The following is a 26240-nucleotide window of genomic DNA, read 5'->3' as shown; positions in this document are numbered from 1 at the left end:
ATGAAAAAGATTGCAAGCATGATGTGCATCGCGATGGGGATCGCGCTGTCAGGCGTTTCCGCCAAGGCGCAGGAAATCACCCTGCGCTCGGCCGATATTCATCCCGACGGATATCCGACGGTTGAAGCCGTGAAATATATGGGCGAACTTCTGTCGGAACGCTCCAATGGCCGCATCAAGGTGCAGGTCATGAACAATTCGGTTCTCGGCGGTGAGAAGGATACCATCGAGCAGACCCGCTTCGGCGTCATCGACATGAACCGCGTCAACGCTGCGCCTTTCAACAATCTCGTCAAGGAAACCACCGTTCTCGGCCTGCCTTTCCTGTTCCGTTCGACGGAACACATGCACAATACCGTAGACGGCCCGATCGGCGATGAGGTTCTGGCAGCTTTCGAACCGCACGGCCTGATCGGTCTTGCCTTTTACGATTCCGGTGCGCGTTCCTTCTACACAACCAAGAAGCCCATCGAAAAACTGGCGGACCTGAAGGGCCTCAAAATCCGCGTGCAGCAATCGGATCTGTGGATTTCGATGATGCAGGCGTTTGGCGCCAACCCTACGCCGATGCCGATGGGCGAGGTTTACTCCTCGCTTGAAACAGGCGTTGTCGATGGTGCGGAAAACAACTGGCCGTCCTACGAATCCGCCCGTCACTATGAAGTGGCGAAGAACTATTCGCTGACGGAACATTCCCTCAATCCGGAAATCCTCGTCATCTCCAAGATTTCCTATGACAAGCTGTCGCCGGAAGATCAGAAGCTGCTGCGTCAGGCAGCCAAGGATTCCGTTGGCAAGATGCGTGAATTGTGGAGTGCGCGCGAAAAGGCCTCGGAAGAAAAAGTACGCGCCGGTGGCGCCAACGTCATCAAGGTCAATAAGGAAGAGTTCGCCGCCGCGATGGGGCCGGTCTACGACAAGTTCGTCACCGATCCAAAAATGAAAGACCTTCTTGAGCGGGTAAAAGCCGTCAAGTGACATAGGGAAAACCGGCTCTGGCAACAGGGCCGGTTTTCTTTTGTCGTCATTGGTCTGAGGTTGGAGGAGGAAGGCAAATGCGAAACTTCATGCGGGCGATCCGCCCATTTCTCGGCGCGCTCAGCCGTGCGTCACTTTACATCGCCGGCGTCGGCATGGTCGCCATGACCCTTATCGTCGGCTGGCAGGTGTTTGCCCGTTATATCCTGAATGATTCACCAAGTTGGTCCGAGCCGCTGTCGCTTCACCTTATGTCATGGTTCATCATGCTGGGGGCGGCGGTGGGCGTGCGTGAAAGCGTGCATCTGGGGCTGGATATTCTGCGCTATATGATGCCGCCGCGCATACAGGCGGCGATGGACCTGACCAGTCTGGCACTGATCTTCTTTTTCGGGGTTGGCATGTGCTGGTACGGAACCGTCCTCTCTGCCGGAACATGGACGGCGACGATCCCTGTTCTTGGATGGCCGGGCGGCATGGATTTCTTCCCGCTGATCGGTGGCGGTTTTCTGATCGCGCTGTTTGCAGCCGAACGCTTTATCGATCTCGTCATCGGCGAGGAAATCGCGGCGGATGTGTTTGTGCAGGAGGCCGCGTAAATGGCTTACACAATCCTCTTCGGTGTCTTCACCCTTCTGATGCTGATCGGTACGCCGATTGCGTTCTGCCTCGGCATTGCCTCCTTCGCCACCGTTCTTTATCTCGGCCTGCCGCCCATCGTGGTCTTCCAGCAGATGAACTCCGGCATGAACGTGTTTGCGATGATGGCGATCCCGTTCTTCATCTTCGCGGGTGACCTCATGGTCCGCGGCGGTATAGCCCATCGTCTGATCCGTTTTGCGGCCGGTCTTGTCGGTCATCTGCGCGGCGGTCTGGGGCAGGTCAACATCGTCGCTTCGACATTGTTCGGCGGCATTTCCGGCTCGGCTGTCGCCGACGCCTCGGCCGTTGGTGGCCTGATGATCCCGCAAATGGCCAAGCGCGGTTATGACCGGGATTACGCCGTCAACGTCACTGTCAACGCCGCCATCATCGCGCTGATGATCCCGCCTTCGCACAATATGATACTTTATTCGATCGCGGCGGGTGGCAATGTTTCGGTGGCCGATCTCTTCACCGCCGGCATCATTCCAGGCCTGCTGCTTGCTGCGGCCCTGATGGTCACCGCCTATATCGTCGCGCGGCGCAAGGGTTACCCGTCCGAGCCGTTTCCCGGCTTTTCGAAGCTGATGTATTATCTTCTGGCGTCCTTTCCCGGCATTCTGTTGATCGGCATCATCTTCGGCGGCGTTCGTTCGGGTATCTTCACCGCGACGGAGAGCTCCTGCATTGCCGTTCTCTACGCTTTCCTTGTTGCCATGCTTGTCTATCGTGAGCTGGACTGGAGCGGTTTCGTGGAAGCGGTGATGGGGGCGGTTCGTACGACAGCGATGGTTCTGCTCGTCATCGGCACGGCTGCGTCGTTCGGCTGGTTGATGGCGTTTCTGCAGGTACAGACACTGATGATCGCGACAATCAGCGCGATTTCGGACAATCCGATTATCGTGCTTCTGGTCATCAACGTCATTCTGCTCTTACTCGGCACTTTCATGGATATGGCGCCTATGGTCATCATTTCCACGCCGGTGCTTCTGCCTGTCGTGAAGGCCTTCGGCATCGATCCCGTGCATTTCGGTGTCGTGATGATCCTGAACGCCGGTATCGGTCTCAATACGCCGCCGGTCGGAACGGTGCTCTTCGTGGGATGTGCGGTTGGCGGCATAACGATACGGGAAGCGATGCGAACGATCTGGCCGTTCTTCGGCGCCAGCATAGCCGTGCTGCTCGCCGTCACCTATATTCCGTCGCTTTCACTCTGGTTGCCGTCACTTTTCCGGTAGTTCCAAAGCTTTATCGCAAGAAGGCCCCGCTATGCCGGGGCCTTTTGCATTTCGGTGGCAAGCAGCCTCTGCTGTTCGTGCTCGTCAAACGCCATCAGATTGCCGTGCCTGCTGCGGCGTATCCTGTTCATGTGGTCGCGGGGGCTCAACCCCAATGTGCGCTTGAACATCCGCGAAAAATAATAGGGATCTCCATAACCCACTTCTGCCGCCGCAGCCGCAACTGAAAGCCCGGCTTCAAGAAAATGCATGGCACGTTCCATGCGTTTGAATTCCTGATACTTCCTCGGCGTGCGCCCCACCCGTTTCTGGAACTCACGCAGGAAATAGTCGCGATTATAGGGGGCTGCGTCGGTCGCCCTTGCGGCGATTTCAGGGTCGAGCGGATTGGCGGAAATCATCGTGATCGCTTTCATGACAGCCAGATCCAGGGCTTCGGCACCTTCCGGCTGGAAACTCGGACGGTCGACCCATCCGAGAAATGCATCATCGATAAATGCGATCAGCAACACCATGAACAGGTGATGCTGGCCAAGCGTGACAGAGGAGGGCGGAGCGCTCTGCCGATAGTGGCGCACCAGCGGCTCCAGCAGCGGCCAGCGGCTCAGCGAAAGTTTCGGCTTGAGGTCCATCTGCGCGACAAGGTTGTGACGACCGTAAATATCCAACGTGAAATGCTGTGCCACTCCCCGATAGGTGACGGCCTGTTCATTCCAGCCGATAAAATGCTGCCCCCTGAAAATCAGCATGGCGTCGCCAGGCTCCAGCACCCGTGCTTCACCGTCCACGAGATAATGCCCGCGACCCTCCAGGCAGATAATGAGATCGTCCACCTGATTGGATTTGTCGATCTGCCAGGTGCGGGAGTGCTCCATCTTGATCGTGGCGCGCGTGAGATTAAGCGTGAGCGCCGCAGGCGGAACGGACGAGAGAATACCACCTTCGATTTCGTCCATCTTTTTCCTCGTCTTTGTTAATTCACCTTGGCTCGGAAATTTGGTTTTGTCACCTCACAAACTGCTAATGCGCGCCGTATCAATGAGGGAGGAGATCGGCTGCGGCGAGAAATCGCGCCATCATGCGCCCGCCGTCAGCCGTTCCGGGAGAATCACTTGCACGAAATTGTATTCTGTTATCCGCGCCTTTCCGGGGTGGGGGAGGAGCGTCATGAAATCTAATCGCTTCCTCGGGCTGGGATATCTGACGCCCTACATCATCGGACTTCTGGTTTTCACGGCGATCCCGTTTCTGGGTTCCCTGTATCTCAGCTTCACCCGCTACGACCTGATGAGTGACCCCACATGGGCGGGACTGGCCAATTACGAGCGGCTTTTCACCCGTGATCGCACGTTCATGAAATCCCTGAACGTCACCCTGTTTTATGTGTTTCTGACGGTGCCGTTGAAGCTTGCCTTCGCGCTGTTCATCGCAGCGATACTCAATTACAAGCTGCAATTCATCAATTTTTTCCGCACCGCCTTTTACGTTCCGTCCATCCTCGGCGGTTCGATCGCGATTGCGGTGCTGTGGCGCTACATCTTCGCCAGCGAAGGGCTGGCCAACATGGCGCTGGCGGCAATCGGCTTGTCGCCGGTCGACTGGTTTGGCGATCCCGCCAATGCGCTTTTTACAATTACGCTGCTGCGCTGCTGGCAGTTCGGTTCGGCCATGGTGATCTTTCTCGCCGCGCTGCAATCCATCGACAAGTCGCTTTATGAGGCAGCGGCAATCGACGGCGCAGGCAAGGTAAAGACGTTCTTTTTCATCACCCTGCCGCTTCTGACGCCGGTCATCTTTTTCAACCTGATCATGCAGATGGTGCAGGCATTCCAGGAGTTTAACGGGCCTTACATCATCACCCAGGGCGGGCCGTTGAAGTCTACCTATCTGCTGCCTCTCTATATTTACGATGAGGCTTTTAAGAAGTTCAACATGGGCTATGCCTCCGCCATCGCCTGGGTTCTTTTCACCATCATCACCGTGCTGACCCTCGTGGCCTTCTGGTCCTCGAAAAAGTGGGTCTATTACGCCGGCGACAAGCGGAATTGATGCCATGACCGATATCGCAACCTTAAACGACATGCAGGCCGCCCGCCGGGCAAGGCTCCGGCTGTTATCGACCTCTGTCCGGTACACGCTGCTGTTCGCGGTCGGCTTCATCATGCTCTATCCGCTGATCTGGCTGGTCGGCGCAAGCTTCAAGACCAATTCCGAGATCTTTTCCGGTGCAGGTTTCATTCCTGAGACGCCAACGCTGGACGGTTACATCCGCGGCTGGGAGACTTCCACGCCCTACACCTTCGGCCGGTTTTTCTGGAATTCGTTCTTGATCATCCTGCCGAAGGTCATCGGAACGGCGATTTCCTGCACCATGGCGGCCTATGCCTTTGCGCGCTTCGATTTTCCGCTGAAGAAAATCCTGTTTGGCTCTGTCATCGCCATCCTGCTTTTGCCCAATGTCGTAACCCGCATTCCACAATATATCCTGTTTCGTGACCTCGGCTGGCTGGATAGTTTCCTGCCGCTATGGGTTCCCTCGGCACTAGCCGGTGATGCCTTCTTCGTCTTCATGCTTGTGCAGTTCCTGCGCTCGCTGCCCTCGGATATGGAGGAAGCCGCCCGTGTGGATGGCGCCAACAGTCTGCAGACGCTGGTTTACATCGTCGTGCCGATGCTGGCGCCGGCGCTGATCTCGGTCTGCCTTTTCCAGTTCATGTGGACGATGAACGACTTTCTGGGACCGCTGATCTACCTGTCCTCGGTCGATAAATATCCGGTGAGCCTGGCGCTCAAACTCTCCATCGACACCACCGAAGCCTTCGAATGGAACCGCATCCTGGCGATGTCGGTGCTGACGATCGCGCCTGCGCTCGTCGTGTTTTTCGCGGCGCAACGGTATTTCATTGAAGGGATCTCGTCTGGCGGGGTCAAGGGCTGAAAATGGCAAGCGTTCAACTTAAAAATCTCGAAAAAGTCTATGGCGGCAGCTTCAAGGCCGTGCACGGCATCAATCTCGAAATCGAGGACGGCGAGTTCATGGTCTTCGTCGGCCCGTCCGGCTGCGCCAAATCCACCACGCTGCGCATGGTGGCGGGGCTGGAGGAAATCACCGGCGGTGAAATCCTCATCGGAGATCAGCGCGTCAACGACCTGCCGCCCGGCAAGCGCTCCATTGCCATGGTGTTCCAGAACTATGCGCTCTATCCGCATATGAAGGTGCGCGGCAATCTTGCTTTTGGCCTCAAGATTGCCGGTGTTGCCAAGCCCGAGATCGAGAAGGCAATCGACAATGTCGCGCGCATTCTCGAAATCGAGCCCTTGCTGGATCGTCTGCCGAAACAGCTTTCCGGCGGGCAGGCGCAACGTGTTGCTTTGGGCCGCGCCCTCATCAAGAAACCGGGCGTGTTCCTGTTCGATGAGCCCCTTTCGAATCTCGATGCGAAGCTGCGCGCTTCCATGCGTGTGCGCATTACCGATCTGCATCGCCAGCTGAAGGCGGAGGGCCTCTCTTCGACCGTCGTCTACGTGACGCACGATCAGACGGAAGCCATGACCATGGGCGACCGTATCTGCGTCATGCAGGCCGGGCGCATCATGCAGGTCGCCACGCCGAAGGAACTCTACAACCGGCCCGCCAATCTGTTCGTCGCCGGTTTCATTGGCATGCCGGAAATGAACCTTGTGGATGTGGCGATCGACGGGGCGGAGTTCGTCATCGGTGGGCAACGTCTTCCGATAGGCGACCATCTGGAAAAGCGGCTTTCAGCCAGACCGGCAGACGCCGTCATCGGCATCCGTCCGCAGCATCTTTCGCTCGCCGGTGAGGCCGATGGGCCGGCGCTGCAGGCGAAACTGACCAACGCCGAATTCATGGGGCACGAGGTCTATCTGCATGCCGATCTGGGCGGACAGAAGCTCGTGAGCGTGGTGGGAGCAGCCGAATTCGAGGCGCTTGGGCGCGACGGCATTCTGCGACTGAAGCCGGACCCCGAGAAGCTGCATATTTTCGACAAGGCCGATGGCCGCAATGTCTCGCTGTGAGGAGGGGACGAGCGTGCCTGATTTTTCGAGGAGGAGAAGAACAATGAAGATGACGAGAACAATGGCGATGCTGGCCGGTGCTGCCTATCTGGCCACCGTGGCTGCGCCTGCGGCGGGTGCCGCGGAACTGCGTATGTCGTGGTGGGGCGGCGAAAGCCGTCATGTCGCCACCCAGAAGGCAATTGCCGCCTGCGGTGAAAAATACGGCCACACGGTCAAAGGTGAGTTTACCGGCTTCGACGGATATCTGGAAAAACTGACCACGCAAATGGCAGGCAAGACGGAGGCTGATATCGTTCAGGTGAACTGGCCATGGCTGCCGCTGTTTTCCAAGAATGGTGAAGGTTTTGCTGATCTGCGTCAGCTGAAACCTCTCGATCTTTCGCAATGGGCCGAGACGGATCTGGAAGCGGGTTCTATGAACGGAGTGCTTCAGGGCCTTTCAGTCTCCACCACCGGCCGCGTGTTTTTTTTCAACGCCACCACCTTCGAGAAGGCTGGTGTTGAAATCCCCAAGACATGGGATGAATTCTTCGCGGCAACAAAAACCATCAAGGAAAAGCTCGGCAAGGATCATTACACCTTCAATGCCGTAAAGGAGACTGCCCAGCTTCTCGTGACACTCGCCGTGGTGCAGAAAACCGGCAAGGATCTGGTCGACCCCAAGACCAACCGTGTCGCCTGGACGTCGGAGGAACTGGCGGAAGGTATCTCGTTCGTCGGCAAGCTGGTAGAAACCGGCTCCATTCGCTCCCAGAAAGAGGAAGCGGCCGATGGCAACGTCAATCTTTATGAAAAGCCGTCCTGGTCCGAAGGCCGTATCGCTGGTTCCTATGAATGGGATTCCACCTATTCGAAATATGCCGATCCCCTAAAGGATGGGCAGGTGCTGAAACCCGTGCCGATGCTGAAGCTCGCCGATGCCGTAACGGAAGGCGTTTATCGCAAGCCTTCCATGGTCTTTTCGATCTCGAAAAACTCGAAGAACCCTGAAGCGGCCGCGCAAATCCTGAACTGCCTGCTGAACGAGCCTGAGGGCATCGATGCGCTTGGCACGTCTCGCGGCCTGCCTGCTTCCAAGGCTGCGGCGCAGCGTCTGGGCGACAAGGGTGAGCCGGAAGTGCGCGCCGCCAACGCCATCGTCATGACGGCATCTGGACCGGTAGTTTCGCCCTTCAACGAACATCCGGAAATCCGCTCCGGCTTCATCGATACGCTGGAGGAATATGCCTATGGCCAGCTGACGGCGGAAGAGGCGGCTGAGCAGATCATCGATACCACCAATGACGTTCTGGCCAAATTCGATTGACGACAATGGCCCGCCGCCCTTGCGGCGGCGGGCTCTTTATCCGGTTGCCGGGTGACATGGGCATTCCCGCCGATTGTTTTCGCGGGACATGCACGAACAACGAGAAACGAGCATGAACGAACCCTCTATCATCGCGCTTTCGGCGCGAACGGCGGCGCTTTGCCTCGCTGTACCCGGTGCGCGATATCACCTGCCGCAGACGGCATGGCGGCTGACTTCGCAAGATGGTGATTTACGAACCGGAAAATCCGCCACCGTGGTGACGCTGCTGCATGATCTGCGTCCGGATACGCGGTATGTGTTCGAAGCGGATGGGTTCGCAAGCCTGGAGTTCAGGACAGCGCCCTGCGCGGGGCTTGTCGAGGCGATGGCATTTTCGCTGACGCCGGATATTGCGCTTGACGACGAAGCCGGCGCACGCGCCAACGCCCGCGCTCTGGAAGAGGCAGTTGCCGCCGTGCCTGCGGGCGGCACGTTGCGATTTGCTGCCGGCCTTTGGACAGCGTTTCCCGTGCGGTTGAAAAGCGACATGACGTTTCATCTTGCGGAAGGGGCCGTGCTGCGCGCACCCTCCACCCGCAATGGCTGGCCGATCCTGCCTGCCCGCGATGAGACGGGCCGCATGCTCGGCAGTTGGGAAGGGCTACCGGATGCCTGTTTCGCTGCGCCGGTCCATGCCATCGGCGCAGATAATCTCGTGATCGAAGGCACAGGCGTTCTCGATGGTTCCGGCGACAGAGGCGACTGGTGGAGCTGGCCGAAAGAAACCCGTGACGGCGCGCGCCGACCGCGCGGCCTGCATCTCGTTTCCTGCCGCAATGTCGGGCTTTTCGGTTTCACCATTCGCAATGCACCGTCCTGGACGGTCCATCCACAGGGGTGCGAGACCCTGACAGCGGCGGGTCTCACAATCAGCGCTCCGCATAACAGCCCCAATACCGATGGCTTCAACCCGGAAAGCTGCCGCAACGTGACGATATCAGGCGTGCGCTTTTCAGTGGGCGACGATTGCATTGCTGTGAAGGCAGGCAAACGCGGGCCGAACGGCGAGGACGACCATCTGGCGGAAACACGCGGCGTCAGCGTACGCCATTGCCTGATGGAGCGCGGCCATGGCGGGCTGGTGATCGGCTCGGAAATGTCGGGTGGCGTGCATGACGTAACGGTAGAGGACTGCGACATGGTTGGCACGGATCGCGGCCTGCGTCTCAAGACGCGGCGGGGCCGTGGCGGTTCAGTCAGCAATGTCACCATGCGCCGGGTGTTGCTGGATGGCGTGCAGACCGCGCTTTCCGCCAATGCCCATTACCATTGCGATGCCGATGGGCATGACGGCTGGGTGCAGTCGCGAGACCCTGCACCTGTCGACGACGGGACCCCGTTTATCGACGGAATTACTGTCGAAGATGTGGAAATCCGCCATCTGGCACATGCCGCCGGCGTCTTTCTCGGTTTAGCGGAGGCCCCAATCCGCAATATCGCCATTCGCAATCTCACCATCGTCTCGCGTGATCCTGCAGCCGTGGCCACACCGCCGATCATGGCCGATGGGGTGCGCCCCATGCTGCATGAGGGGATCGTTTTCGAACAGGCTGAAATCATTTGCGACGATCCTGCGCTGCTGAGCGCCTCTGGCATTTCCCATTCACAGATTTCAATCGAGAAAACCCATGAAAGCCACTGATTATTTTGATCAATTCACCAGCCGATATAGGCACTACAAGGGCGGAAGCTGGTGTTATGAGGATGGCTGTGTCTATCGGGGTTTGCAGCACCTGTTCGAAGCGACCGGCGAGCGTCGCTGGAACGAACATCTGCATCGTCTGGCTGACACCCAGATAGCGGCAGACGGAGTGCTCGCCGGTTACGATCCTCAGGAATACAATATCGATCACATCCTTGCCGGTCGCATTCTGTTTCCTCTGGCAGCGGAAACGGGCGATCCGCGTTATCTCGCTGCGGCGGAACATCTTGCTGGCCAACTCCGCAGCCATCCGCGTACGGGCTCCGGTAATTACTGGCACAAGAAGCGTTATCCGCATCAGGTCTGGCTGGATGGCCTTTATATGGGACTTCCTTTCCAGATCGAATATGCGCAGGCGACTGGTGACGCCGAACTGATCGACGATGCGCTACAGCAATTCTCAACCGCACTCACGCTGACGGCGGATGCCGGTGGGCTCTATGTCCATGGTTATGACGAAAGCCGCAACCAGCGCTGGGCCGACCCCGTGAGCGGCCAATCCCCGGCCGTATGGGCTCGCGCCGTCGGCTGGCTCGCCATGGCGCTGGTCGATGCGTTGGTGATGTTGCCGGCTGATGGCGCAACGATCGAACTTCGGGAACGCGCGGGCCTACTTCTGGCCGGTATTGTTGCCCGGCAGACTAAAACCGGTCTCTGGATGCAGGTGCTGGACAAACCGGATCTTGCCGGAAACTACGAGGAAACCTCCGCTTCGGCGATGTTCGCCTATGCCTTACTGCGGGCTGCGCGGCTGGGGCTTTTGCAGGGCGAGGAGGCAAAGGCGGCTCTTTCGGCGGGCCGGTCCGCGCTTGATGCCCTGCTTGAGAGACAGCTCAAGGTGGACGAAAAGGGTATCGTCCGTCTCACCGGCATCGTGCATGTCGCGGGCCTTGGCGGTTTCGAGGGCAATTATCGCGATGGGTCTCCGGATTATTACCTGACCGAGCCGGTTGTATCCGATGACGCCAAAGGCGTCGGGCCGCTGATGATGGCCTATGCCGAAAGCCTGCTTTTGGCATGACGGCGCGGTCATCTTAACGGGCATAGGGTATTTTGTGGCATGAGATCATGCCACTTTTGCCAAGATCACCGTCTGGATCAGGCCCTGTTTTTTGTGGTTCGCGATGGTGATCGTGCCACCGAAGCGCTCGATGATTTCCCTGGCGATGGCAAGACCCAACCCCACACCAGGGATCGACTTTCGCCGCCCGAGATCGACCCGAAAGAAGGGCTCGAAAACCCGGCCGATCAGTTCCTGCGGAATGCCAGGGCCTTCATCGCGGATTGTAACGACGACCTCGCTCTCGTCCTCGGTTAGATCGATCCGTGCCGTTTTGCCATGGGTGACGGCATTGAGGATGAGGTTGCGCAAGGCTCTTTTAAGCGCAAGCGGAGCGGCCTTGATGATCATGGCGGCTTCCGGTTTCATAAAGTCGAGGGTATCAGCGTAACCGAGATCAGAAAGTTCGCTGACGATTTCGCCGAGAAGCCTGCCGATATCGATCATCTTGACGGTATCCTGGCTCACTTCCTCGCGCACAAGCAGAATGGCGCTATCCGCGATGGCGTTCAGTTCCTCGAGGTCCGCCAGCCATTTGCCCCGCTCTTCGTCGTTTTCGATGAATTCTGCCCGCAGGCGCATGCGGGTCATTGGGGTTCTCAAGTCATGGCCAGCGGCTGCGACGAGGCGCATTCGGCTTTCCATTGCCGCCTTCAGGCGGCGGGCGAGTTCGTTCAAGGCCCGCGCCGTGGCGCGGATTTCACCCGGACCTGTTTCCGACAAATGGGGTAGCGAACCATCGGGTCCGATGCTTGCAGCGGCGTTTTCCAGCATGTCGAGGGGGCGGGTGATCTTTCTGGCAGCAAAGATGGAAACAGCAGCACCGCCAAGAATGATCAGCCCGATCCACATGCCGAAAATCTTCCAGCCGCCCGGGGGAGGACCCATATGCGGAATTTCCGCGACCAGCCATCCGCTTTTTTCCAGCGCTATAGCCGCCACCGGGGCACTACTTCCTGGCGCGCGGATCACAATTGCGGTGCGCGGCTCGCCAACCTGTGCAAGGGCCTTTTCTAGAAACTCCGAAAGCATTCCATCGAGATCACCTTCAGGCGGCTTCTGTTCGATGCGGAAATAGCGGGGTTGTTGCAGCGAGGGGTCGCGTTCGGCCATGGTCACGGCAAAGGCAAGGCTGCGGGCAACGGGCTCGATGGTGGCATCTGGCGGCGGCGGCTGCAATGTCTGATCTGCCACCACAGTTGCAAGCGCGATGACCGCGATGATGGAGACGATCAACAGTGCGGCGATACGGTTTCTGAGCGAGCTCATCGATGCACCGGCAGGGTTCTGACCTGAACCGTCATCTGGTAACCGCCATTGCGAACGGTCTTGAAGATCGGAGCCCGGGCATCGGTTTCGAGCTTCTTGCGCAACCGGCTCATCAACACGTCGACGGAGCGGTCGAACGGTCCCCGGTCCTTGCCCTGCGTAAGATCGAGCAGCTGATCGCGGGAAAGAAGCCGGCCGGGCCTGTCGAGGAAGACTTTCAGCAGATCGAACTCCGCCCCCGTCAGCTCGATCCTCTCACCGCTGGCGTGGATGACGGAGCGCTGTTCCGGATCGGCGGTGAAGTCCGCAAAACCATAAGCGGTGGATGAGCCGCGAGGTACTTCCTGAGGTACTGCGCGGCGCAGCACGGCCTTGATCCGCGCCGTCAGTTCTCGCGGATTGAAGGGTTTGCCAAGATAGTCGTCGGCGCCGATTTCCAGCCCGACGATCCGGTCGACATCCTCCTTGAGCGCTGTCAGGAGAATGACGGGCGTGCGCGGCCGGCGGCCTTGGAGATCGCGGCAGATATCGAGGCCGGAACCATCCGGCAGCATCACGTCGAGCACGATGAGATCCGGATCGGAGCAGGCGAACTGTTCTTCGAACTCACGCTTGTCGGCTGCCATCGAAACGCGAAACCCCTGCGAGCCGAGATATTTCGCGAGCAATGTGCGTATCTCCGGATCATCATCCACGATCAAAATATGTGTCACCGAAACTGTCGCCATATCGTCCAACCTTTTGATGCCACTATACATAAGCGGCGCAAAGAAACGGCGGATTTTTGCAACGAAAGCTTGCTGCGGCCGCTCTGGCAACATTCGGTTACAAATAGGCCGCGCGTGGAACAAGACCCGCAACATTCGGACCAAAGCCGGAAACGCTTAGCTCCTATCGTCTTCTCAGGTTGGAAAACGAAAAGGAAGGTAAGATGAGAAACGCTCTAATCGCCACCGCCGTCGTCGTGACAACTGTTCTTGGCGCTTCGGCCACCTCCCGGGCTGCGGAGCAGGGTGAACCAGTGCCGCCGCTGGCCAGTCCTGACTTCGGTTCGAATAGTGGTCCGGAGCAAAGGCTGCCGCATGGCCGCAAGATGGCCGGGCCTGAGATGCTACGCCCGGATATGATGGGGCCGGATATATTGGGCCCGGATATATTGGGGTTGGCGACGAAACTTTCGGCAGCGGAAATCTATCTCGGCGTCACACCTGAACAGCTTGGTCCGTGGCGCGCCTATACCACTGCGCTGATCGATCTTGTTTTGCCCACTTCGGAACTCAAGCCATTGCCGCCGAAGGGACCGGGTGCGACGGGGCTAGAGCCGCGTCTTGCCGGTGAGGAACTGGCCGGCATCACAATGAAAAAGGCAGAACAGGCTAAAGCACTTCAGGACGCAGCGGCTACGCTGAAACCGAAACTTTCGCCGCAGCAGGTGAAGAAGCTTGCTGAACTCGAACGCGCATTGATGCCGCCTCCGCCTCCCGTCCCGCATGATGGCCGTGCACGAGACGGTCGTATCGAGCCTCCGCATGGCGACAGGATGCCGCCGCTGCCTCACGCAGAGCGGGGCTGACGCCACTCTTCAAAGTTTCCTCCTTTAATAGCCCCCCAGCAAAGGAGGAAATCAGCCGGAAACGGCTGAAGCCGGGGGATCGCTCGCCTGCGATCCCCCGCGTGATTTTCAAGCGAGAAGATGATGATGAGATATTTCTACCTGATGCTGGCGACGGTTTTTGGTTTGAGCTTCGTCTGGTCGGTCGCTGCGGCCGGTGACAGGCCGATGCGAGATCCGGCGGCGAAATCCCGGCAGGAAGAACAGTGGCACCAACCCGTCTGTGCCAAGGAACGGCGCGAAAATGCACACGGCAAGCGTCGTCACGGCGCCTGCCGCAAGGCATCCGCCAGAAAGTCTGTTGCCGCCTATGAATGGATCGAAGCAGACAACGGCTTCATCCTTGTGAAACACGACATGAGGTCGGTTTCTTCTTTTGAGTAGACCGGCCGGACAGGACAGGACAGGACGATGAAAATGGTTCGCAAAGCAGGTGTGGCGCTGACGGTTGTCGCGCTCGCCCTGGGTGGCTACTGGTTTTCGTCACAATATACGCGGGCCGCAACGCCCGGTTATATCACCTCGTCTGTGAAGCGCGGTGATATCGAGCAGACCGTTCTGGCGACTGGAACGCTCAAACCCGTTCGTCTGGTGGCCGTCGGCGCGCAGGCCTCCGGTCGCATCACCGCCGTCAAGGTCGCACTTGGAGATACGGTCAAGGCGGGCGATCTCATTGCCGAGATCGATTCCGTTACCCAGAATAACAGCCTGCGCACGGCGCTGGCAGCGCTTGCCAACGTGAAGGCGCAGCGGGTGGAAAAGCAGGCGACACTTGCTCTCAACCGCCAGAGCCTTGTCCGCCAACAGGAAATGGTGTCGAAAAATGCCGCCTCCCGTGCGGATTTCGAAAGCGCCACTGCAGCGCTCGCAGTCACCCAGGCGCAGATCGAAGCGATCGACGCCCAGATCGAGGAGGCACAGGTCGCTGTCGAAACGGCAAAGGCCAATCTCGGCTATACGAGGATCACCGCGCCCATCGAAGGCACTGTTCTGTCTATCGTCAGTCAGGAAGGGCAGACCGTCAACGCCACGCAGTCCGCGCCGACAATCGTGATCCTAGGCCAGCTCGACCGGATGACGGTGCGCACGGAAATTTCCGAAGCAGATGTGACGCGCGTAAAAGCCAGTTTGCCAGTTTACTTCACGGTGCTGGGTGAGCCGCAGCAGCGTTACGACGCGACGCTTACGTCCATTGAACCGGCGCCTGAATCAGTGCGCAGCGACTCCAGCTTCAGCTCCTCGACGTCTTCCTCGACCACATCGTCCTCTTCCAGCACCTCGTCGTCGGAGGCGATCTATTATAATGGCGTGTTCGAAGTGCCGAACCCGGACGGCAAGTTGCGCACCTATATGACGGCGGAGGTCCATATCGTCCTTGGTGAAGCCAAGGACGTGCTAACCGTTCCGGCGGCGGCCCTTGGTAGCAAGGGCGCCAACGATGACTATGCCGTGCGTGTGGTAGACACCGATGGCAGAATTTCCGAACGCAGGGTCCAGATCGGTCTTAACGACAAGGTAACGGCGGAAGTGCGTTCCGGCCTTGCCGAGAACGAGCGCGTGGTGACCGGCGAACTTTCCATCGACACCACCAAAAACGCCATGCCCGGGCCTGGTGGCCCGCCGATGGGTTTTTGAACAATGGCTGATCCTTTGATTTGCCTTAAATCCGTGCGGCGGGATTATCCGTCCGGTGAAGGTACGATTACCGTACTCAAGAATATCGACCTCATCATCGAGGCCGGCGAGATGGTGGCGATCGTCGGCGCTTCCGGATCGGGCAAGTCGACGCTGATGAATATTCTCGGTTGCCTCGACCGGCCGACCTCAGGGAGCTACAGCATCAGGGGCCGGGAGACGGGCAATCTCGATGCAGACCAGCTTTCGGAATTGCGGCGAGAAAACCTCGGTTTTATTTTCCAGCGTTACCATCTGCTTGTCGAACTGACAGCGCTCGGCAATGTCGAAATTCCGGCGATCTACGCCGGAAAGTCACAAAGCGATCGCAGGAGCGATGCCGCCAGGTTGCTCGGTCGCCTTGGCATGGCGGACCGCCTCGATCATCGTCCGGGCCAGCTTTCCGGCGGCCAGCAGCAACGCGTTTCCATCGCGCGCGCCCTTATGAACGATGCCGAAATCATTCTTGCCGACGAGCCGACCGGTGCGCTCGACAGCGCGAGCGGCGACGAGGTGTTGCGCATCCTCGACGAGCTGCATGCCGAAGGGCGCACTGTCATTATCGTCACGCACGATATGTCAATTGCACGACGTGCCGAACGGATCATCGAAATCAGCGACGGCGCCATAATTTCAGACCGCAGGGCGGATGCCGCGCCGGTTCGGAAGGATGACGCCAAACCCTCTATGGTTTCCGGCGGGGCCTCCAGTCTCGCTGGTCTCGCATCCTCGCTGCGGGAGGCATTGCGCATGGCGCTCCTGTCGATGCAGGCGCACAAGCTGCGCAGCTTTCTCACCATGCTCGGTATCATCATCGGCATCGCCTCGGTCATCAGCGTCGTGGCGCTGGGGCAGGGGTCACAGCAGCGCGTGCTGCAGAATATCTCAAGCCTCGGCACCAACACGCTGGAAATCTTCGCGGGCAAGGATTTTGGCGACATAAGGTCGGGCAAGATCACCACGCTGGTCGTCTCCGACGCCGAGGCACTTGCCAAACAATCCTATGTCGCGGCTGTGACGCCCACGGTCTCGACCTCCAGTACGGTGCGTTTCGGCGCGAAGGAGGCGAATGCGCTTGTGAATGGTGTCAGCGAGCGGTATTTCGTCGCCAAGGGCACGAAGCTGTCACAAGGGCGCTTTTTCGATGCCGCAAGCGTCGCGCAGAAAGCCCAGGAGGTGGTGATTGATGAGAACACCCGCAAATCGTTGTTTGCGGATTTCGACGGCAGCCCCATCGGTCATGTCATCCTCATCGGCAAGATGCCGGCCCGCATCGTCGGCATCACGCAGGCGCAGCAGGGCGGTTTCGGTTCAAGCCAGAACCTTTCACTTTATCTCCCCTATACTGCCGTCCAGTCACGCTTTCTCGGCAGCCTGTCGCTGCGCAGCATCACGGTGCAGGTGAGTGACGATATTGACGCCGCAATTGCCGAACAGGCGGTGACGGTTCTTCTCACCCAGCGGCATGGAACGCGGGATTTCTACATTCTCAACACTGACGATATTCGCCAGACCATCACCAGTACAACGCAGACCATGACGCTGCTGGTTGCGGCGATCGCGGTGATTTCGCTTCTGGTCGGCGGCATCGGGGTGATGAACATCATGCTCGTTTCCGTTTCCGAACGTGTATCGGAAATCGGCGTGCGCATGGCAGTCGGCGCACGGCGCAGTGATATACTGCGCCAGTTCCTGATCGAGGCAGTGCTCGTCTGCATCATCGGCGGAACGCTGGGAATTTTGGGCAGCTTCGGCTTCGGGGCGCTTTTCTCCGCCTTCAGCAGCAATTTCGCCATGGTCTATTCCACGGTGTCGATCATTGCTGCCTTCGTCTGCTCGACACTGATAGGCGTCGTTTTCGGCTATCTGCCGGCCCGCAACGCATCGAACCTCGATCCTGTTGCGGCCCTGTCGGCGGGTTGATATCCGCCGCTGCCGGTCAAGCCTTGTTTTTTTCGATGAAGCGGATGGCGTCGCCAACGGTCAGGATTGTGCTTGCGGCCGAATCGGGGATTTCCACTCCGAATTCTTCCTCGATTTCCATGACAACCTGAACCACTTCGAGGGAATCGGCACCGAGATCGTCGACAAAATTGGCGTCATCGACAACCGTGCCGGGATCTGCGCCAAGCTGGTCAACGATGATTTTTTTAATACGGTCGGCGATGGTGGACATGGTGGGACTCCGCGAAAGTTGTTTGCCGCCGAACAACCCGTTTGAATTTGCGCCCAGGACACTTGCTAAAATCGAAACCGGTTTTTGCGAGGCGTGGTACACAGAGTCAGAAGGTCAAAGCATCGATGACATTCGGACGTAGCATGCCTTTGACGGCTGCGAAAGAGCGTGGCTCATGGGGAATTGCCCATAAGAATTCGGGGTATGTTTGACGTTGAACAGTTTTTGACTGGATGCGATGAACCGCTGCGCTGTAAACCTCGTTTTCGTGAAGTAATTATAATCCAGTCCTGTCGAGCATCAACGCCCATGGTCCAGTCTTCCCCGGAACGCTTCATATTGCTCGATGGCATAAGGGGCGTAGCTGCGCTCTTCATCGTACATCGCCATGCCGAACAGTTTTTCGGGAGAGACGACGCTTCGAGCTATCTCGCCGTCGATTTGTTCTTCGCCTTGAGCGGTTTTGTGCTGGCGCATGCCTACAGCATGAAACTGCGCGAAGGGGCGATTACGCCAGGCTTCTTCATGAAGGCGCGCCTTGCGCGACTTTATCCACTGTATGGGCTGGGGCTGGCGTTGATGGCGTCCTATTTCATTTGCCTCTACCTGTTGGGCCTGCCGACGCCGATCGATGATCTTCATCGCCACATCAATCCCGGTGAACTGGCGATAGCGTTGTTGACCGGGCTTCTTTTCGTTCCGGCACCCTTCACGCTTACATTGAACGGCGCATTGTTTCTGGTGAGTCCGGCATGGTCGCTTTTCAACGAGCTGGTGGTGAATGCGGTTTATGGCCGGTGGGGTGTGCGGGCGACTACGAAACAGACAATCGTGGTGCTGGCTGTCAGCGCCTGCGTCCTTGTCGTGGCGGCTGCTGAGTTTGGGAAGTTGCATGCGGGGTTTCGATGGCACGAAATGTATGCCGGCATGGGAAGGGTGTTTTTCTCGTTTTTCGCAGGCGTGCTGGTTTACCGCTTCCGCAATCGCATAACCGAGCTGAAGCCCATCCAGGCGGCCCTCTGTCTTATGCTGGTCTGCGTCATCCTCGCCGTGCCAATTTCGCGTGAGCTTCGGCCCTTCTTTGATCTCGCGGTGGTTCTGCTCGTCTGGCCGACGGTATTGTTCGTAGCCAGCAGGATAGTGCCGGGTCGCAGGGTGGGAATCTTGTCGACGTTTCTCGGCACAGCTTCCTACGCCGTCTATGTGCTGCATATTCCGCTGCTGGCCTGGACGGATTTTCTGATGCCTGCCGTTGATAGGGAAAACATCGCTTTGCCGGTCGGTGTCGCTTTCCTGATAGGGACGACGTGTCTGTCATGGTACCTGACGGTCCATTTTGATCAGCCAGTGCAGACATGGCTCAAAGGTCGCCTGAGAAAGCGGGCAGGGGTCGGGCAACCCGTGTGATCGCGTCTTGTCGCTGCAGGCTTCAGTAATGCGCGAAGATTGGAGCCGTGATAACAAAGGCCGCGACGAGACTGATGATCGTCAGTTTCGCGGCACGCATGCGGCGCATTCTGCGGCCGCTCCAGTCATACGTCATACTCACCCTCCACGCAGACGCAAACTCTCGGACTGATGTCCGACTAAATCAGTTTCTCCTGATATATCTCATTTGCCAAGTCATTATTGTTACCAGTGATTTTGGCGAACACCGTCCGCTTCGGGAGGCGCTTCAGGGGAAAAGCCGGATAAGTTGATTGTCTTTGAGTTTCAGGCGGCTTGCCTCATCGGAAGAAATGCAATGCTCTATGTTCTTTCGCAAGTCGTCGGGAACTATCGGCCCGCCTGCCTTCAAAAGCTTTTCGGTCATCGAAAAAAGAATGCCGAACTGGGTCTCGCATTCGGCCGATGTCAGAAGCAGCGGTAGCGACGGAACGGTGTTCGCCGTAAAGACGCTATCCGCCGTATCGTACATGGTGACGAGGTACCAGGTCAGAAATAGCCCCAGCCACAGGCCGGTGCTGACCATGATATATTCGCGCATCTGCTCTCTCCCCTCAATGGCGGTGGTAAAGCAGTGGCAGGCCCTGGATTGCATATCGGGGGAGCGGCTTCCACGGCTTGATGCGGTCGTGTTTCTGCACGCCGAACAGGAAACGCATTTCGTCGGTGAGGTCTGCCGGATCGGTCAAACCATCCTGATATAATTCAATAACCTTGCGGGCGGCTCTGTTATGGAGCTTTTTGTCATCATCGTCGGAAAGGTGATTAAAACCGATGCTCTCGAGGACCAATTGGAGCATTTCGAGATCTTGAGAGGAGATCAGGCAGTTACGGGGCGCAGAAGACATGATGGCCTCTTTTCTTACTGGTTCAGAAAGCCGAAGCCTCGCGCGCGCCCTTAAAAGGCTGCACGGGACGCTCCAACGCTTCGAAACGATACGCCGGTGCGGTCGATGACCGTTGCCGGTTTTCGGGGGGCATGTGCCTCAATGCGCCCTGGGAAATTCCGCACGGGGCGCTGTAGACGGGAGGCATGTGCAAATGGGGCTTGAGACGGCAAGGATGCCTGACGGCGGTAACGCCCTTTAAGTACCGATGGGGAAGGGTGCGCTTTTTGCGCGCAATAGGCAAGTTAATTCCATAGCCCCTGACGAGTATGTGACCGGTGCGGCGACATTCTTTATCTCACCAAGGCAGACAACAAAAAAGGCCGGGGCAATATTGCACCGACCTTCCTCATATCGCCATTAACACCAGTGCCAGTACATCCGTGGTCAAAAGTCTAAAGCGACGGAAACAACTGCGAACGACATATTTTGCGCTCACCAGCAGTTGCTGTATGAACTTTCTAGAAGAGCAATGTGGCCAAAACAAGTCCGCATTTCCATTATATGTTTTATTTGTCGCGACCCTTTGTGTATCGGGTCGCGGTTTGGCAATTCGTGCCGGGGCGTCGCGCTGTTATGAGCGGGCTGTCCGGAACAATCCTACTTCTTCTTGCCATCCGCAGTTGTGGAGTTTGCGAACTTGACCTGCGTGCCGGCAGCTGGTGCCGCAGCCGGAGCTTTCGTCTTGTCCTTCTTCGGTTTGCGGACTTCTTTGTTGCTGCGTACTTGACCCTTGGCCATGGTGTCCTCCTGGTATTGAACAGATATTCGATATTGTGTGGTCCGGGGCATGATCGCGCGCCGCAGGCAGGCTGCGGGGCGGTTTCATCGTCAGGGGAAAGGCAGTCCGTTAAGCGGAAGTTTCCCGAAGGGAAGGGTCGGTTTGGAGAGGCGGATACGCCCTGCGTAGAAGGTTCTCCGCACCATGTCGGGCTGGAGGCCAAAATCAGGAAACGCCGCAAAGCCGGAGGATGCGCCGCGATCCTGATCTAGGCGCATTGCTGTTTCTTCGGCGGCACTGAGAAGCAGGCGAAGCGATGCGTTTTCCCGGTAACCCAAACCGCCGGTGCGGACGAGGTTCCGTGAAAGGCTTGATGAATAAAAGTCGGAAGACATCTCGTCCTCCTTTCGTTTGGGGGCGAGGACACTCTGCCCTCAAACACCAGCACTCTTCAGCGGATTGCTGACAGGCGAAGCGTGCGCCTGTTGCGTATCAGGTTCAAGAAGTTTTTCGGAAAGACGACGTCAAAAAGTGCAACCGGGTTATTTCTTGCCGGATGACTTTTTGGTGCGGGTGGGTGGAGGGGCGGCGATTGCCGCCTCCTGAGCTTCGCGAAGTTGGCGAAGCCGTTCCGTCTTCTTGGCGCGCTGGTCGGATTCGGCGGTTATGATCTGTTTCGCCGCCTTGTCCGTTATGGATGCCTTGTCCTGCGAGGACAGCTTTCCGGGTTTGAAAACAGCCTCTTTAGTCGCGGTCATGGCATTCTCCTTTGCGGAGCGAATTGAAAGTTATCGAGCGCGGGCAACCTTTTTGGGAGCAGGAAGCAATCCCTCGCGCTGCAATTTTTTCTTCGCCATCTTGCGGTGGCGGCGCACAGCTTCGGCTTCTTCGCGGATACGCTTTTCCGACGGCTTTTCGTAAGATTCCCGTGCGCGCATCTCACGGAAGATACCCTCGCGCTGCATCCTCTTTTTCAAGACGCGGAGGGCTTGCTCTACATTGTTATCCCTGACGAGTACCTGCAACTTATCTCCTTAACGCAGCCATCGCTGCTATTTTTTGATTCTGATCGTATTCGAATTGATCCAGCTCGATCCCGCAACGCGCGAAGACGAGCCTTCGATTTCCACGGGCCGCGATGAAGACGCAACCACATCGATTTCATCGAGCGCTATATTACGTTCGAAGTTCTCGTGCTGGAAACGCACCCTGTAGCGAACCGCACCTTGTTGTGTCTCTGGCAGAGCCGTTACGACCCGGCCTGGACCTTTGGGCTGGTTGGCCCCAAGTACGCCCGCCTTCAGAAAGATAGCATCGCCGGAACGATAAGGATTTTTGCGCATGAGAGCCTCCCCATGGCCAAAAAAAACAAAAGGCCGGGATTTAACCCGACCTCTCACAATCACTCAGCGCCACTGCTGGTACATGCGTAGCCAGCGGGGCCGATGACAAATCAAGCTGCGCGAAGGTTGTCAGCGGAGCTCTTGCCGGACTTGCGGTCCTGCACGATGTCGTAGGTGATCTTCTGGCCGTCGTTCAGCGAACGCAGACCTGCGCGCTCAACAGCCGAAATGTGAACGAAAACGTCCGTGCCGCCGTTGTCAGGCTGAATGAAGCCGAAGCCCTTGGTGGCGTTGAACCACTTTACAGTACCAGTGTTCATAACGATTTCCTTTCGTAGTAATCGTTGTTGGTTTCCGCGATACCTTGCGGAATTAGATCGATTATTTGAGAGGAAATCCGACGGGAACGTAGAGTCCCAGGAGCGACGTCACAAGCAATTGTCGATTTGCCGAATATAGCCTCAATTTTTGATTTTGCAATGGGCCGATGCGGAAAAATGCGCCATCTGGCGATTGCACTTGCCGGTTCCGATGTCTCTTCCTGCGTCAGCGGCGCGATTTCGGTTTTTTCTCTTCCCTGTTCATATCACGCCCCACCCATTTGAAAAAAAGGATCAGGCTGGTGCCGATGATGATGAGCGGAATGAAGGATTCGAAACTGGACATGATTAACTCTTTCTTCCCCCGATCGTCGTTTTACCGGTATGGAGGAAGCGCGTAATCTGCAGAATGTTATCCGTTCTTTTTTGGCAATTGCGGCCTGCGGACCGACGTTGAAAGCACCGCAGGCCGAAAATATCTAGATGGGCAGGGATTTCACCGCCGCTGCACCACCCTCGCGGGCGCTTTTCAATGCGGCTACGCCGCAGAGCACGGACATGGCGCCGGCGCGCGAACCCGCCCGCTGCCGCAGCCGGTCGTTCGAACCGGGCTTGAAGATCATGTCGCGCATGCGATTGTCGCCGCCATAATGGCCGCCCGGCTCATGCGGCACCCAGATACGCTCGACACCGCCACCGAAACTTTTTACCAGCAGTATTTCGTCGGCTGGGGGCTCAGTCCACGGCTGCTTTTCATATTGGCGCATCTCGATGCGTCCTTTATGGCCGTTAAACGCGATGTGGTGTCCCTCGATCGGCATATAGGTATTGAGCGAATAGGAGACCTGCACGCCGTTCGCATAGCGAATCGAGGCACTCATCGTGTCGGGGATGTCGATCTCCTCGCGAAAGACGCAGGCGTCACGCATATAGCCATCCACAGTCGACGGGTCCTCGTAAAGCGCGTCCAGGAACGGGTCGGCCCCGAGATCCATGAAATAATCGCACTCGCCCTTGTGCGGACAGGTACGACAGCGCGTTCCCCGGAACGGTCCGTTCTTGCCATAATGCAGCAATTGCCCAAAGCCCTTCACTTCCACCGGGTCGGAATCGAGATACCAATTCAGAAGATCGAAGTGGTGCGTGGCCTTGTGGACGAACAGGCTGCCTGAATGTTCGGTGAAAGCGTGCCAGCGGCGGAAATAATCCGCACCGTGCTGGTTATCGAGATACCAGTGGAAATCTACCGAGGTAACGGTGCCGATCGCGCCATCGTCGATCAGCTCCTTGATGCGCGCCGCCGTCGGTGAAAAGCGATAATTGAAGGAAACGTCGACGCGGCGGCCGCTTTCGGCCTCCGCCGCGCGGATGCGGTCAATCTTTTCCGGGGTGGTGGTCATGGGTTTTTCGCTGATGACATCGGCACCGCCCTCGAGCGCGCGGATAATGATGTCGTCATGAGTATCGTCGGGCGTGCAGACGATTACCAGTTCCGGGCGTTGCTCGGCCATCATCCGGTCGAAGTCGTCGTAAAGCGGAGCGGCCGACCCCATCATGGCGCGGGCCCGTTCTGCGCGCATCAGGTTCAGGTCGCAAATGCCGACCAGTTCGACATAGTCGCTCCACCCGGCCAGAAGTTCGCGCCCCCACATGGTGGTGCCACGATTGCCGGTGCCGACCAGTGCATAACGTTTGCGTTTCACCCTTTCAGGCATTTCCTTACTCCCGAACCCAATCAACAAACGGTTTTAAAACGCTCGACGACGGTGGACAGAACCTCGTCCACCGGGCGTGCCTGCCAACGATGCGAAAAAATCTCGACTTCCTGCGGACCGGAAAAGCCGGCGGCCTCGATCATGGCGCGAAATGCCTTCAGGTCAATCACGCCATCGCCCATCATGCCGCGATCGTTGAGCGGATCGGTGGTCGGCACCAGCCAGTCGCAGATATGGTGTGCCAGTATCTGCCCGTTTCGCCCGGCGCGCGCCACCTGTTCCTCCAGCTCCGGGTCCCACCAGACGTGATAGACGTCGATGGCCACACCGGTTCCGGCACCCAGCCGGTCGCAGAGGTCGAGCGACTGTTTCAAAGTGTTGAAGCAGGCGCGGTCGGCGGCATAAAAGGGATGCAACGGTTCAATGGCGAGCGGCACGCCGGCTGCCCTCGCATAGGGAAGAAGTTCGGCCATGCCGTCCTCCACCATCTGCCGTGCACCTTTCAAGTCTCGAGAACCCGCGGGCAGGCCGCCCACGACAAGCACCAGGCAATCTGCCTTCATGGCGGCGGCTTCGTCCACGGCGCGTTTATTGTCCTCAATGGCGCGGCTGCGGCCTTCTGCATCGGGGGCGGGGAAAAAGCCGCCCCGGCAATGGCCGCTGAGACGAAGGCCGTTCTGCTCGACAATGCGTGCTGCTTCAGCAAGGCCTGCAGCGTGAACCTGCTCGCGCCAGGGCGAGATGGTGGTGATGCCATGCGCAAGGCATGCATCCACGATTGCCCCGAAGGAACGTCCCTGCCGCACGGTGGCAAAATTTATTGAAAGGCCCTCAACGCCCATAACGGTACTCCTCCCTTTTGCGAAGGCCTCCAGCCACCTTCGCTCTCGCGCTTAACCAATGCCTCTGACAGCCAGAAACTGCTTCATGCGATGCGTCGCCACATCCGGTTCGGCAAGCACATTGGCCTTGTCCGCCAGCCGGAAAAGCTCGGCGAAATGCCGCGTGGAGCGGGCGCTTTCCTGCCCGCCAACCATGGTGAAATGGTCCTGCAAGCCGTTGAGATAGGCGAGAAACACCACGCCGGTTTTGTAAAAGCGGGTCGGCGCCTTGAAGATATGGCGTGAAAGCGCCACCGTTGGCTCCAGAATGTCGAAGAATTCATTATCCGCACCGCGCTTCAGGCTGGCGAGCGCCTTGGATGCCGCCGGAGCAATGGCATCGAAAATGCCGAGCAACGCGTCCGAATGACCTTTTTCGTCACCGGCGATCAGCTCGGCATAATTGAAGTCGTCGCCGGTATACATGCGAACACCAGCGGGCAGGCGACGGCGCATGACGATTTCCTTTTCCTTGGATAGAAGCGAAATCTTGATGCCGTCGATCTTGTCTGCATTCTCCTCGATCATGGCAAGGCAGGTGTCCATCGCCGCCATATGGTCGCGGGCACCCCAGTAGCCCTCAAGCGCAGGATCGAACATTTCTCCCAGCCAGTGGATAACCACCTTGTTCTCGGCACGGGAAAGGACCCTGGCATAGGCCTTGAGATAATCGTCCGGGGAGCGGGCGGCAGCGGTGAGCGCCCGGCTTGCCATCAGGATCACGCGCCCGCCTTCTCCCTGAACAAAATCAAGCTGTTCCAGGTAGGAGTCGATAATCTGGTTCAGGTCATATCCGCCGCCCTCAAGATGATCCGTGCCGACGCCGCAGGCGATCAGCGCATCCTTGCGGGTGGCCGCTTCCTTCAGCGAACGGGAGATCAGTTCCTGCGCCTGCGGCCACGCCAGTCCCATGCCGCGCTGGGCCGTATCCATGGCCTCCGCAACACCCAGGCCGAGGTCCCAAAGGCGGTGGCGGAAGCGCAGGGTAGCGTCCCAGTCGATGGCGGGCGTCAACCATGGATCGTTGTCGGCGAGGGGATCGGCCACCACATGGGCGGCGGCGAAGGCGACACGATTGAAATCCGCCGCACTTCGTTTCTCAATGGCGACCGGCGCGCCTGATAGCCTGTAGACCTCGATGCTGCGGTCGTCCTTTGGAAGCTTGAGTTCGCTCACTGTCGCCT

Annotated in this window: 29 protein-coding genes; 14 read left to right on the top strand and 15 right to left on the bottom strand. The window is 58.1% G+C overall.

Going from position 1 to position 26240, the window contains the following annotated elements:
* The 3 genes from ACQZ45_RS20540 to ACQZ45_RS20530 all read left to right on the top strand — a co-directional run bounded on the left by ACQZ45_RS20540 (position 1) and on the right by ACQZ45_RS20530 (position 2858).
* On the top strand, positions 1-978 hold the full coding sequence (locus ACQZ45_RS20540) for a TRAP transporter substrate-binding protein (protein ID WP_003517915.1): 978 nt from the start codon (positions 1-3) through the stop codon (positions 976-978).
* A 77-nt stretch (positions 979-1055) separates the two neighbouring features.
* The gene (locus ACQZ45_RS20535; RefSeq protein ID WP_013761414.1) at positions 1056-1577 is read left to right on the top strand and encodes a TRAP transporter small permease; all 522 of its coding nucleotides are present in this window, start codon (positions 1056-1058) and stop codon (positions 1575-1577) included.
* A complete protein-coding gene (locus ACQZ45_RS20530) occupies positions 1578-2858 on the top strand; it encodes a TRAP transporter large permease (protein WP_003517912.1) in 1281 nt (426 codons plus the stop codon).
* 29 nt (positions 2859-2887) lie between these two features.
* Here the strand turns inward: ACQZ45_RS20530 and ACQZ45_RS20525 are convergent, their stop codons facing one another.
* A complete protein-coding gene (locus ACQZ45_RS20525) occupies positions 2888-3814 on the bottom strand; it encodes an AraC family transcriptional regulator (protein ID WP_019566472.1) in 927 nt (308 codons plus the stop codon).
* A 211-nt stretch (positions 3815-4025) separates the two neighbouring features.
* On the opposite strand from ACQZ45_RS20525, the gene ACQZ45_RS20520 reads away from it, so the two are divergent.
* The 6 genes from ACQZ45_RS20520 to ACQZ45_RS20495 all read left to right on the top strand — a co-directional run bounded on the left by ACQZ45_RS20520 (position 4026) and on the right by ACQZ45_RS20495 (position 10973).
* The gene (locus ACQZ45_RS20520) at positions 4026-4907 is read left to right on the top strand and encodes a carbohydrate ABC transporter permease (protein WP_003517909.1); all 882 of its coding nucleotides are present in this window, start codon (positions 4026-4028) and stop codon (positions 4905-4907) included.
* 4 nt (positions 4908-4911) lie between these two features.
* Positions 4912-5796 carry a carbohydrate ABC transporter permease gene (locus tag ACQZ45_RS20515; protein ID WP_019566471.1) on the top strand — a complete coding sequence of 295 codons (885 nt, stop codon included), beginning with the start codon at positions 4912-4914 and terminating at the stop codon, positions 5794-5796.
* A 2-nt stretch (positions 5797-5798) separates the two neighbouring features.
* A complete protein-coding gene (locus tag ACQZ45_RS20510; RefSeq protein ID WP_035199333.1) occupies positions 5799-6899 on the top strand; it encodes an ABC transporter ATP-binding protein in 1101 nt (366 codons plus the stop codon).
* Positions 6900-6942: 43 nt separating this feature from the next.
* On the top strand, positions 6943-8208 hold the full coding sequence (locus ACQZ45_RS20505) for an ABC transporter substrate-binding protein (RefSeq protein WP_112154410.1): 1266 nt from the start codon (positions 6943-6945) through the stop codon (positions 8206-8208).
* Positions 8209-8320: 112 nt separating this feature from the next.
* Complete coding sequence (gene pglA, locus ACQZ45_RS20500) at positions 8321-9892, top strand: polygalacturonase PglA (RefSeq protein ID WP_112153403.1); 1572 nt, start codon at positions 8321-8323, stop codon at positions 9890-9892.
* Positions 9879-10973, top strand: a complete 1095-nt coding sequence (locus tag ACQZ45_RS20495; protein WP_112153402.1) for a glycoside hydrolase family 88/105 protein — start codon at positions 9879-9881, stop codon at positions 10971-10973. The genes pglA and ACQZ45_RS20495 overlap by 14 nt, the downstream gene beginning before the upstream one ends.
* 45 nt (positions 10974-11018) lie before the next feature.
* Here ACQZ45_RS20495 and ACQZ45_RS20490 read toward each other — a convergent pair whose 3' ends face one another.
* Positions 11019-12281 (bottom strand): ATP-binding protein, encoded by a 1263-nt coding sequence (locus tag ACQZ45_RS20490; RefSeq protein ID WP_448742511.1) that lies wholly within the window; start codon positions 12279-12281, stop codon positions 11019-11021.
* Complete coding sequence (locus ACQZ45_RS20485) at positions 12278-13009, bottom strand: response regulator (RefSeq protein ID WP_211391350.1); 732 nt, start codon at positions 13007-13009, stop codon at positions 12278-12280. The genes ACQZ45_RS20490 and ACQZ45_RS20485 overlap by 4 nt, the downstream gene beginning before the upstream one ends.
* A 203-nt stretch (positions 13010-13212) precedes the next feature.
* Here ACQZ45_RS20485 and ACQZ45_RS20480 point away from each other — a divergent pair, with 203 nt between their 5' ends.
* The 4 genes from ACQZ45_RS20480 (at position 13213) to ACQZ45_RS20465 (ending at position 17490) form a co-directional block, all read left to right on the top strand.
* Positions 13213-13854 carry a hypothetical protein gene (locus tag ACQZ45_RS20480; protein ID WP_111789602.1) on the top strand — a complete coding sequence of 214 codons (642 nt, stop codon included), beginning with the start codon at positions 13213-13215 and terminating at the stop codon, positions 13852-13854.
* Positions 13855-13980: 126 nt separating this feature from the next.
* Positions 13981-14277 carry a hypothetical protein gene (locus ACQZ45_RS20475; protein ID WP_111789601.1) on the top strand — a complete coding sequence of 99 codons (297 nt, stop codon included), beginning with the start codon at positions 13981-13983 and terminating at the stop codon, positions 14275-14277.
* Between the two features lie 27 nt (positions 14278-14304).
* On the top strand, positions 14305-15528 hold the full coding sequence (locus tag ACQZ45_RS20470; protein WP_111789575.1) for an efflux RND transporter periplasmic adaptor subunit: 1224 nt from the start codon (positions 14305-14307) through the stop codon (positions 15526-15528).
* A gap of 3 nt (positions 15529-15531) precedes the next feature.
* Positions 15532-17490, top strand: coding sequence for a MacB family efflux pump subunit (locus ACQZ45_RS20465; RefSeq protein WP_111789574.1), 1959 nt, complete (start codon positions 15532-15534; stop codon positions 17488-17490).
* A 16-nt stretch (positions 17491-17506) separates the two neighbouring features.
* Here ACQZ45_RS20465 and ACQZ45_RS20460 read toward each other — a convergent pair whose 3' ends face one another.
* Positions 17507-17743, bottom strand: coding sequence for an acyl carrier protein (locus ACQZ45_RS20460; protein ID WP_003517889.1), 237 nt, complete (start codon positions 17741-17743; stop codon positions 17507-17509).
* Positions 17744-18052: 309 nt separating this feature from the next.
* On the opposite strand from ACQZ45_RS20460, the gene ACQZ45_RS20455 reads away from it, so the two are divergent.
* Entirely contained in the window at positions 18053-19150 is a 1098-nt protein-coding gene (locus tag ACQZ45_RS20455) for an acyltransferase family protein (protein ID WP_019566461.1), read from the top strand.
* 268 nt (positions 19151-19418) lie between these two features.
* Here the strand turns inward: ACQZ45_RS20455 and ACQZ45_RS20450 are convergent, their stop codons facing one another.
* The 11 genes from ACQZ45_RS20450 to ACQZ45_RS20400 form a co-directional block, all read right to left on the bottom strand.
* The gene (locus ACQZ45_RS20450) at positions 19419-19730 is read right to left on the bottom strand and encodes a hypothetical protein (RefSeq protein ID WP_003517885.1); all 312 of its coding nucleotides are present in this window, start codon (positions 19728-19730) and stop codon (positions 19419-19421) included.
* Positions 19731-19743: 13 nt separating this feature from the next.
* A complete protein-coding gene (locus ACQZ45_RS20445; RefSeq protein WP_013761399.1) occupies positions 19744-20037 on the bottom strand; it encodes a hypothetical protein in 294 nt (97 codons plus the stop codon).
* Positions 20038-20676: 639 nt separating this feature from the next.
* Positions 20677-20817: a hypothetical protein gene (locus ACQZ45_RS20440; protein ID WP_003517881.1), complete on the bottom strand. Its 141-nt coding sequence runs from the start codon at positions 20815-20817 to the stop codon at positions 20677-20679.
* Between the two features lie 90 nt (positions 20818-20907).
* Positions 20908-21192 (bottom strand): hypothetical protein, encoded by a 285-nt coding sequence (locus tag ACQZ45_RS20435; RefSeq protein ID WP_003517879.1) that lies wholly within the window; start codon positions 21190-21192, stop codon positions 20908-20910.
* A gap of 147 nt (positions 21193-21339) precedes the next feature.
* On the bottom strand, positions 21340-21555 hold the full coding sequence (locus ACQZ45_RS20430; RefSeq protein WP_003517878.1) for a hypothetical protein: 216 nt from the start codon (positions 21553-21555) through the stop codon (positions 21340-21342).
* 30 nt (positions 21556-21585) lie between these two features.
* The gene (rpsU, locus tag ACQZ45_RS20425) at positions 21586-21822 is read right to left on the bottom strand and encodes a 30S ribosomal protein S21 (protein ID WP_003517876.1); all 237 of its coding nucleotides are present in this window, start codon (positions 21820-21822) and stop codon (positions 21586-21588) included.
* Between the two features lie 27 nt (positions 21823-21849).
* Positions 21850-22140 carry a hypothetical protein gene (locus ACQZ45_RS20420; protein ID WP_019566459.1) on the bottom strand — a complete coding sequence of 97 codons (291 nt, stop codon included), beginning with the start codon at positions 22138-22140 and terminating at the stop codon, positions 21850-21852.
* A gap of 110 nt (positions 22141-22250) precedes the next feature.
* Positions 22251-22460 (bottom strand): cold-shock protein, encoded by a 210-nt coding sequence (locus ACQZ45_RS20415; protein ID WP_003517872.1) that lies wholly within the window; start codon positions 22458-22460, stop codon positions 22251-22253.
* A 479-nt stretch (positions 22461-22939) separates the two neighbouring features.
* Entirely contained in the window at positions 22940-24175 is a 1236-nt protein-coding gene (locus ACQZ45_RS20410) for a Gfo/Idh/MocA family protein (RefSeq protein ID WP_111789573.1), read from the bottom strand.
* A 20-nt stretch (positions 24176-24195) separates the two neighbouring features.
* Positions 24196-25017 carry a sugar phosphate isomerase/epimerase family protein gene (locus ACQZ45_RS20405; RefSeq protein ID WP_013761396.1) on the bottom strand — a complete coding sequence of 274 codons (822 nt, stop codon included), beginning with the start codon at positions 25015-25017 and terminating at the stop codon, positions 24196-24198.
* A gap of 51 nt (positions 25018-25068) precedes the next feature.
* Positions 25069-26232 (bottom strand): dihydrodipicolinate synthase family protein, encoded by a 1164-nt coding sequence (locus ACQZ45_RS20400; RefSeq protein WP_019566457.1) that lies wholly within the window; start codon positions 26230-26232, stop codon positions 25069-25071.
* Positions 26233-26240 lie beyond the last annotated feature (8 nt).

The organism is Agrobacterium sp. 16-2014-1-2a, from assembly GCF_053522705.1.
This window is presented reverse-complemented; position numbering and strand designations above follow the sequence as displayed.

Bases quoted from the DNA above. Each gene is read 5' to 3' on its own strand.
- ACQZ45_RS20540 (WP_003517915.1), top strand. From the start codon at position 1: ATGAAAAAGATTGCAAGCATGATGTGCATCGCGATGGGGATCGCGCTG.
- ACQZ45_RS20535 (WP_013761414.1), top strand. From the start codon at position 1,056: ATGCGAAACTTCATGCGGGCGATCCGCCCATTTCTCGGCGCGCTCAGC.
- ACQZ45_RS20530 (WP_003517912.1), top strand. From the start codon at position 1,578: ATGGCTTACACAATCCTCTTCGGTGTCTTCACCCTTCTGATGCTGATC.
- ACQZ45_RS20525 (WP_019566472.1), bottom strand. From the start codon at position 3,814: ATGGACGAAATCGAAGGTGGTATTCTCTCGTCCGTTCCGCCTGCGGCG.
- ACQZ45_RS20520 (WP_003517909.1), top strand. From the start codon at position 4,026: ATGAAATCTAATCGCTTCCTCGGGCTGGGATATCTGACGCCCTACATC.
- ACQZ45_RS20515 (WP_019566471.1), top strand. From the start codon at position 4,912: ATGACCGATATCGCAACCTTAAACGACATGCAGGCCGCCCGCCGGGCA.
- ACQZ45_RS20510 (WP_035199333.1), top strand. From the start codon at position 5,799: ATGGCAAGCGTTCAACTTAAAAATCTCGAAAAAGTCTATGGCGGCAGC.
- ACQZ45_RS20505 (WP_112154410.1), top strand. From the start codon at position 6,943: ATGAAGATGACGAGAACAATGGCGATGCTGGCCGGTGCTGCCTATCTG.
- pglA (WP_112153403.1), top strand. From the start codon at position 8,321: ATGAACGAACCCTCTATCATCGCGCTTTCGGCGCGAACGGCGGCGCTT.
- ACQZ45_RS20495 (WP_112153402.1), top strand. From the start codon at position 9,879: ATGAAAGCCACTGATTATTTTGATCAATTCACCAGCCGATATAGGCAC.
- ACQZ45_RS20490 (WP_448742511.1), bottom strand. From the start codon at position 12,281: ATGAGCTCGCTCAGAAACCGTATCGCCGCACTGTTGATCGTCTCCATC.
- ACQZ45_RS20485 (WP_211391350.1), bottom strand. From the start codon at position 13,009: ATGGCGACAGTTTCGGTGACACATATTTTGATCGTGGATGATGATCCG.
- ACQZ45_RS20480 (WP_111789602.1), top strand. From the start codon at position 13,213: ATGAGAAACGCTCTAATCGCCACCGCCGTCGTCGTGACAACTGTTCTT.
- ACQZ45_RS20475 (WP_111789601.1), top strand. From the start codon at position 13,981: ATGAGATATTTCTACCTGATGCTGGCGACGGTTTTTGGTTTGAGCTTC.
- ACQZ45_RS20470 (WP_111789575.1), top strand. From the start codon at position 14,305: ATGAAAATGGTTCGCAAAGCAGGTGTGGCGCTGACGGTTGTCGCGCTC.
- ACQZ45_RS20465 (WP_111789574.1), top strand. From the start codon at position 15,532: ATGGCTGATCCTTTGATTTGCCTTAAATCCGTGCGGCGGGATTATCCG.
- ACQZ45_RS20460 (WP_003517889.1), bottom strand. From the start codon at position 17,743: ATGTCCACCATCGCCGACCGTATTAAAAAAATCATCGTTGACCAGCTT.
- ACQZ45_RS20455 (WP_019566461.1), top strand. From the start codon at position 18,053: ATGGTCCAGTCTTCCCCGGAACGCTTCATATTGCTCGATGGCATAAGG.
- ACQZ45_RS20450 (WP_003517885.1), bottom strand. From the start codon at position 19,730: ATGCGCGAATATATCATGGTCAGCACCGGCCTGTGGCTGGGGCTATTT.
- ACQZ45_RS20445 (WP_013761399.1), bottom strand. From the start codon at position 20,037: ATGTCTTCTGCGCCCCGTAACTGCCTGATCTCCTCTCAAGATCTCGAA.
- ACQZ45_RS20440 (WP_003517881.1), bottom strand. From the start codon at position 20,817: ATGGCCAAGGGTCAAGTACGCAGCAACAAAGAAGTCCGCAAACCGAAG.
- ACQZ45_RS20435 (WP_003517879.1), bottom strand. From the start codon at position 21,192: ATGTCTTCCGACTTTTATTCATCAAGCCTTTCACGGAACCTCGTCCGC.
- ACQZ45_RS20430 (WP_003517878.1), bottom strand. From the start codon at position 21,555: ATGACCGCGACTAAAGAGGCTGTTTTCAAACCCGGAAAGCTGTCCTCG.
- ACQZ45_RS20420 (WP_019566459.1), bottom strand. From the start codon at position 22,140: ATGCGCAAAAATCCTTATCGTTCCGGCGATGCTATCTTTCTGAAGGCG.
- ACQZ45_RS20415 (WP_003517872.1), bottom strand. From the start codon at position 22,460: ATGAACACTGGTACTGTAAAGTGGTTCAACGCCACCAAGGGCTTCGGC.
- ACQZ45_RS20410 (WP_111789573.1), bottom strand. From the start codon at position 24,175: ATGCCTGAAAGGGTGAAACGCAAACGTTATGCACTGGTCGGCACCGGC.
- ACQZ45_RS20405 (WP_013761396.1), bottom strand. From the start codon at position 25,017: ATGGGCGTTGAGGGCCTTTCAATAAATTTTGCCACCGTGCGGCAGGGA.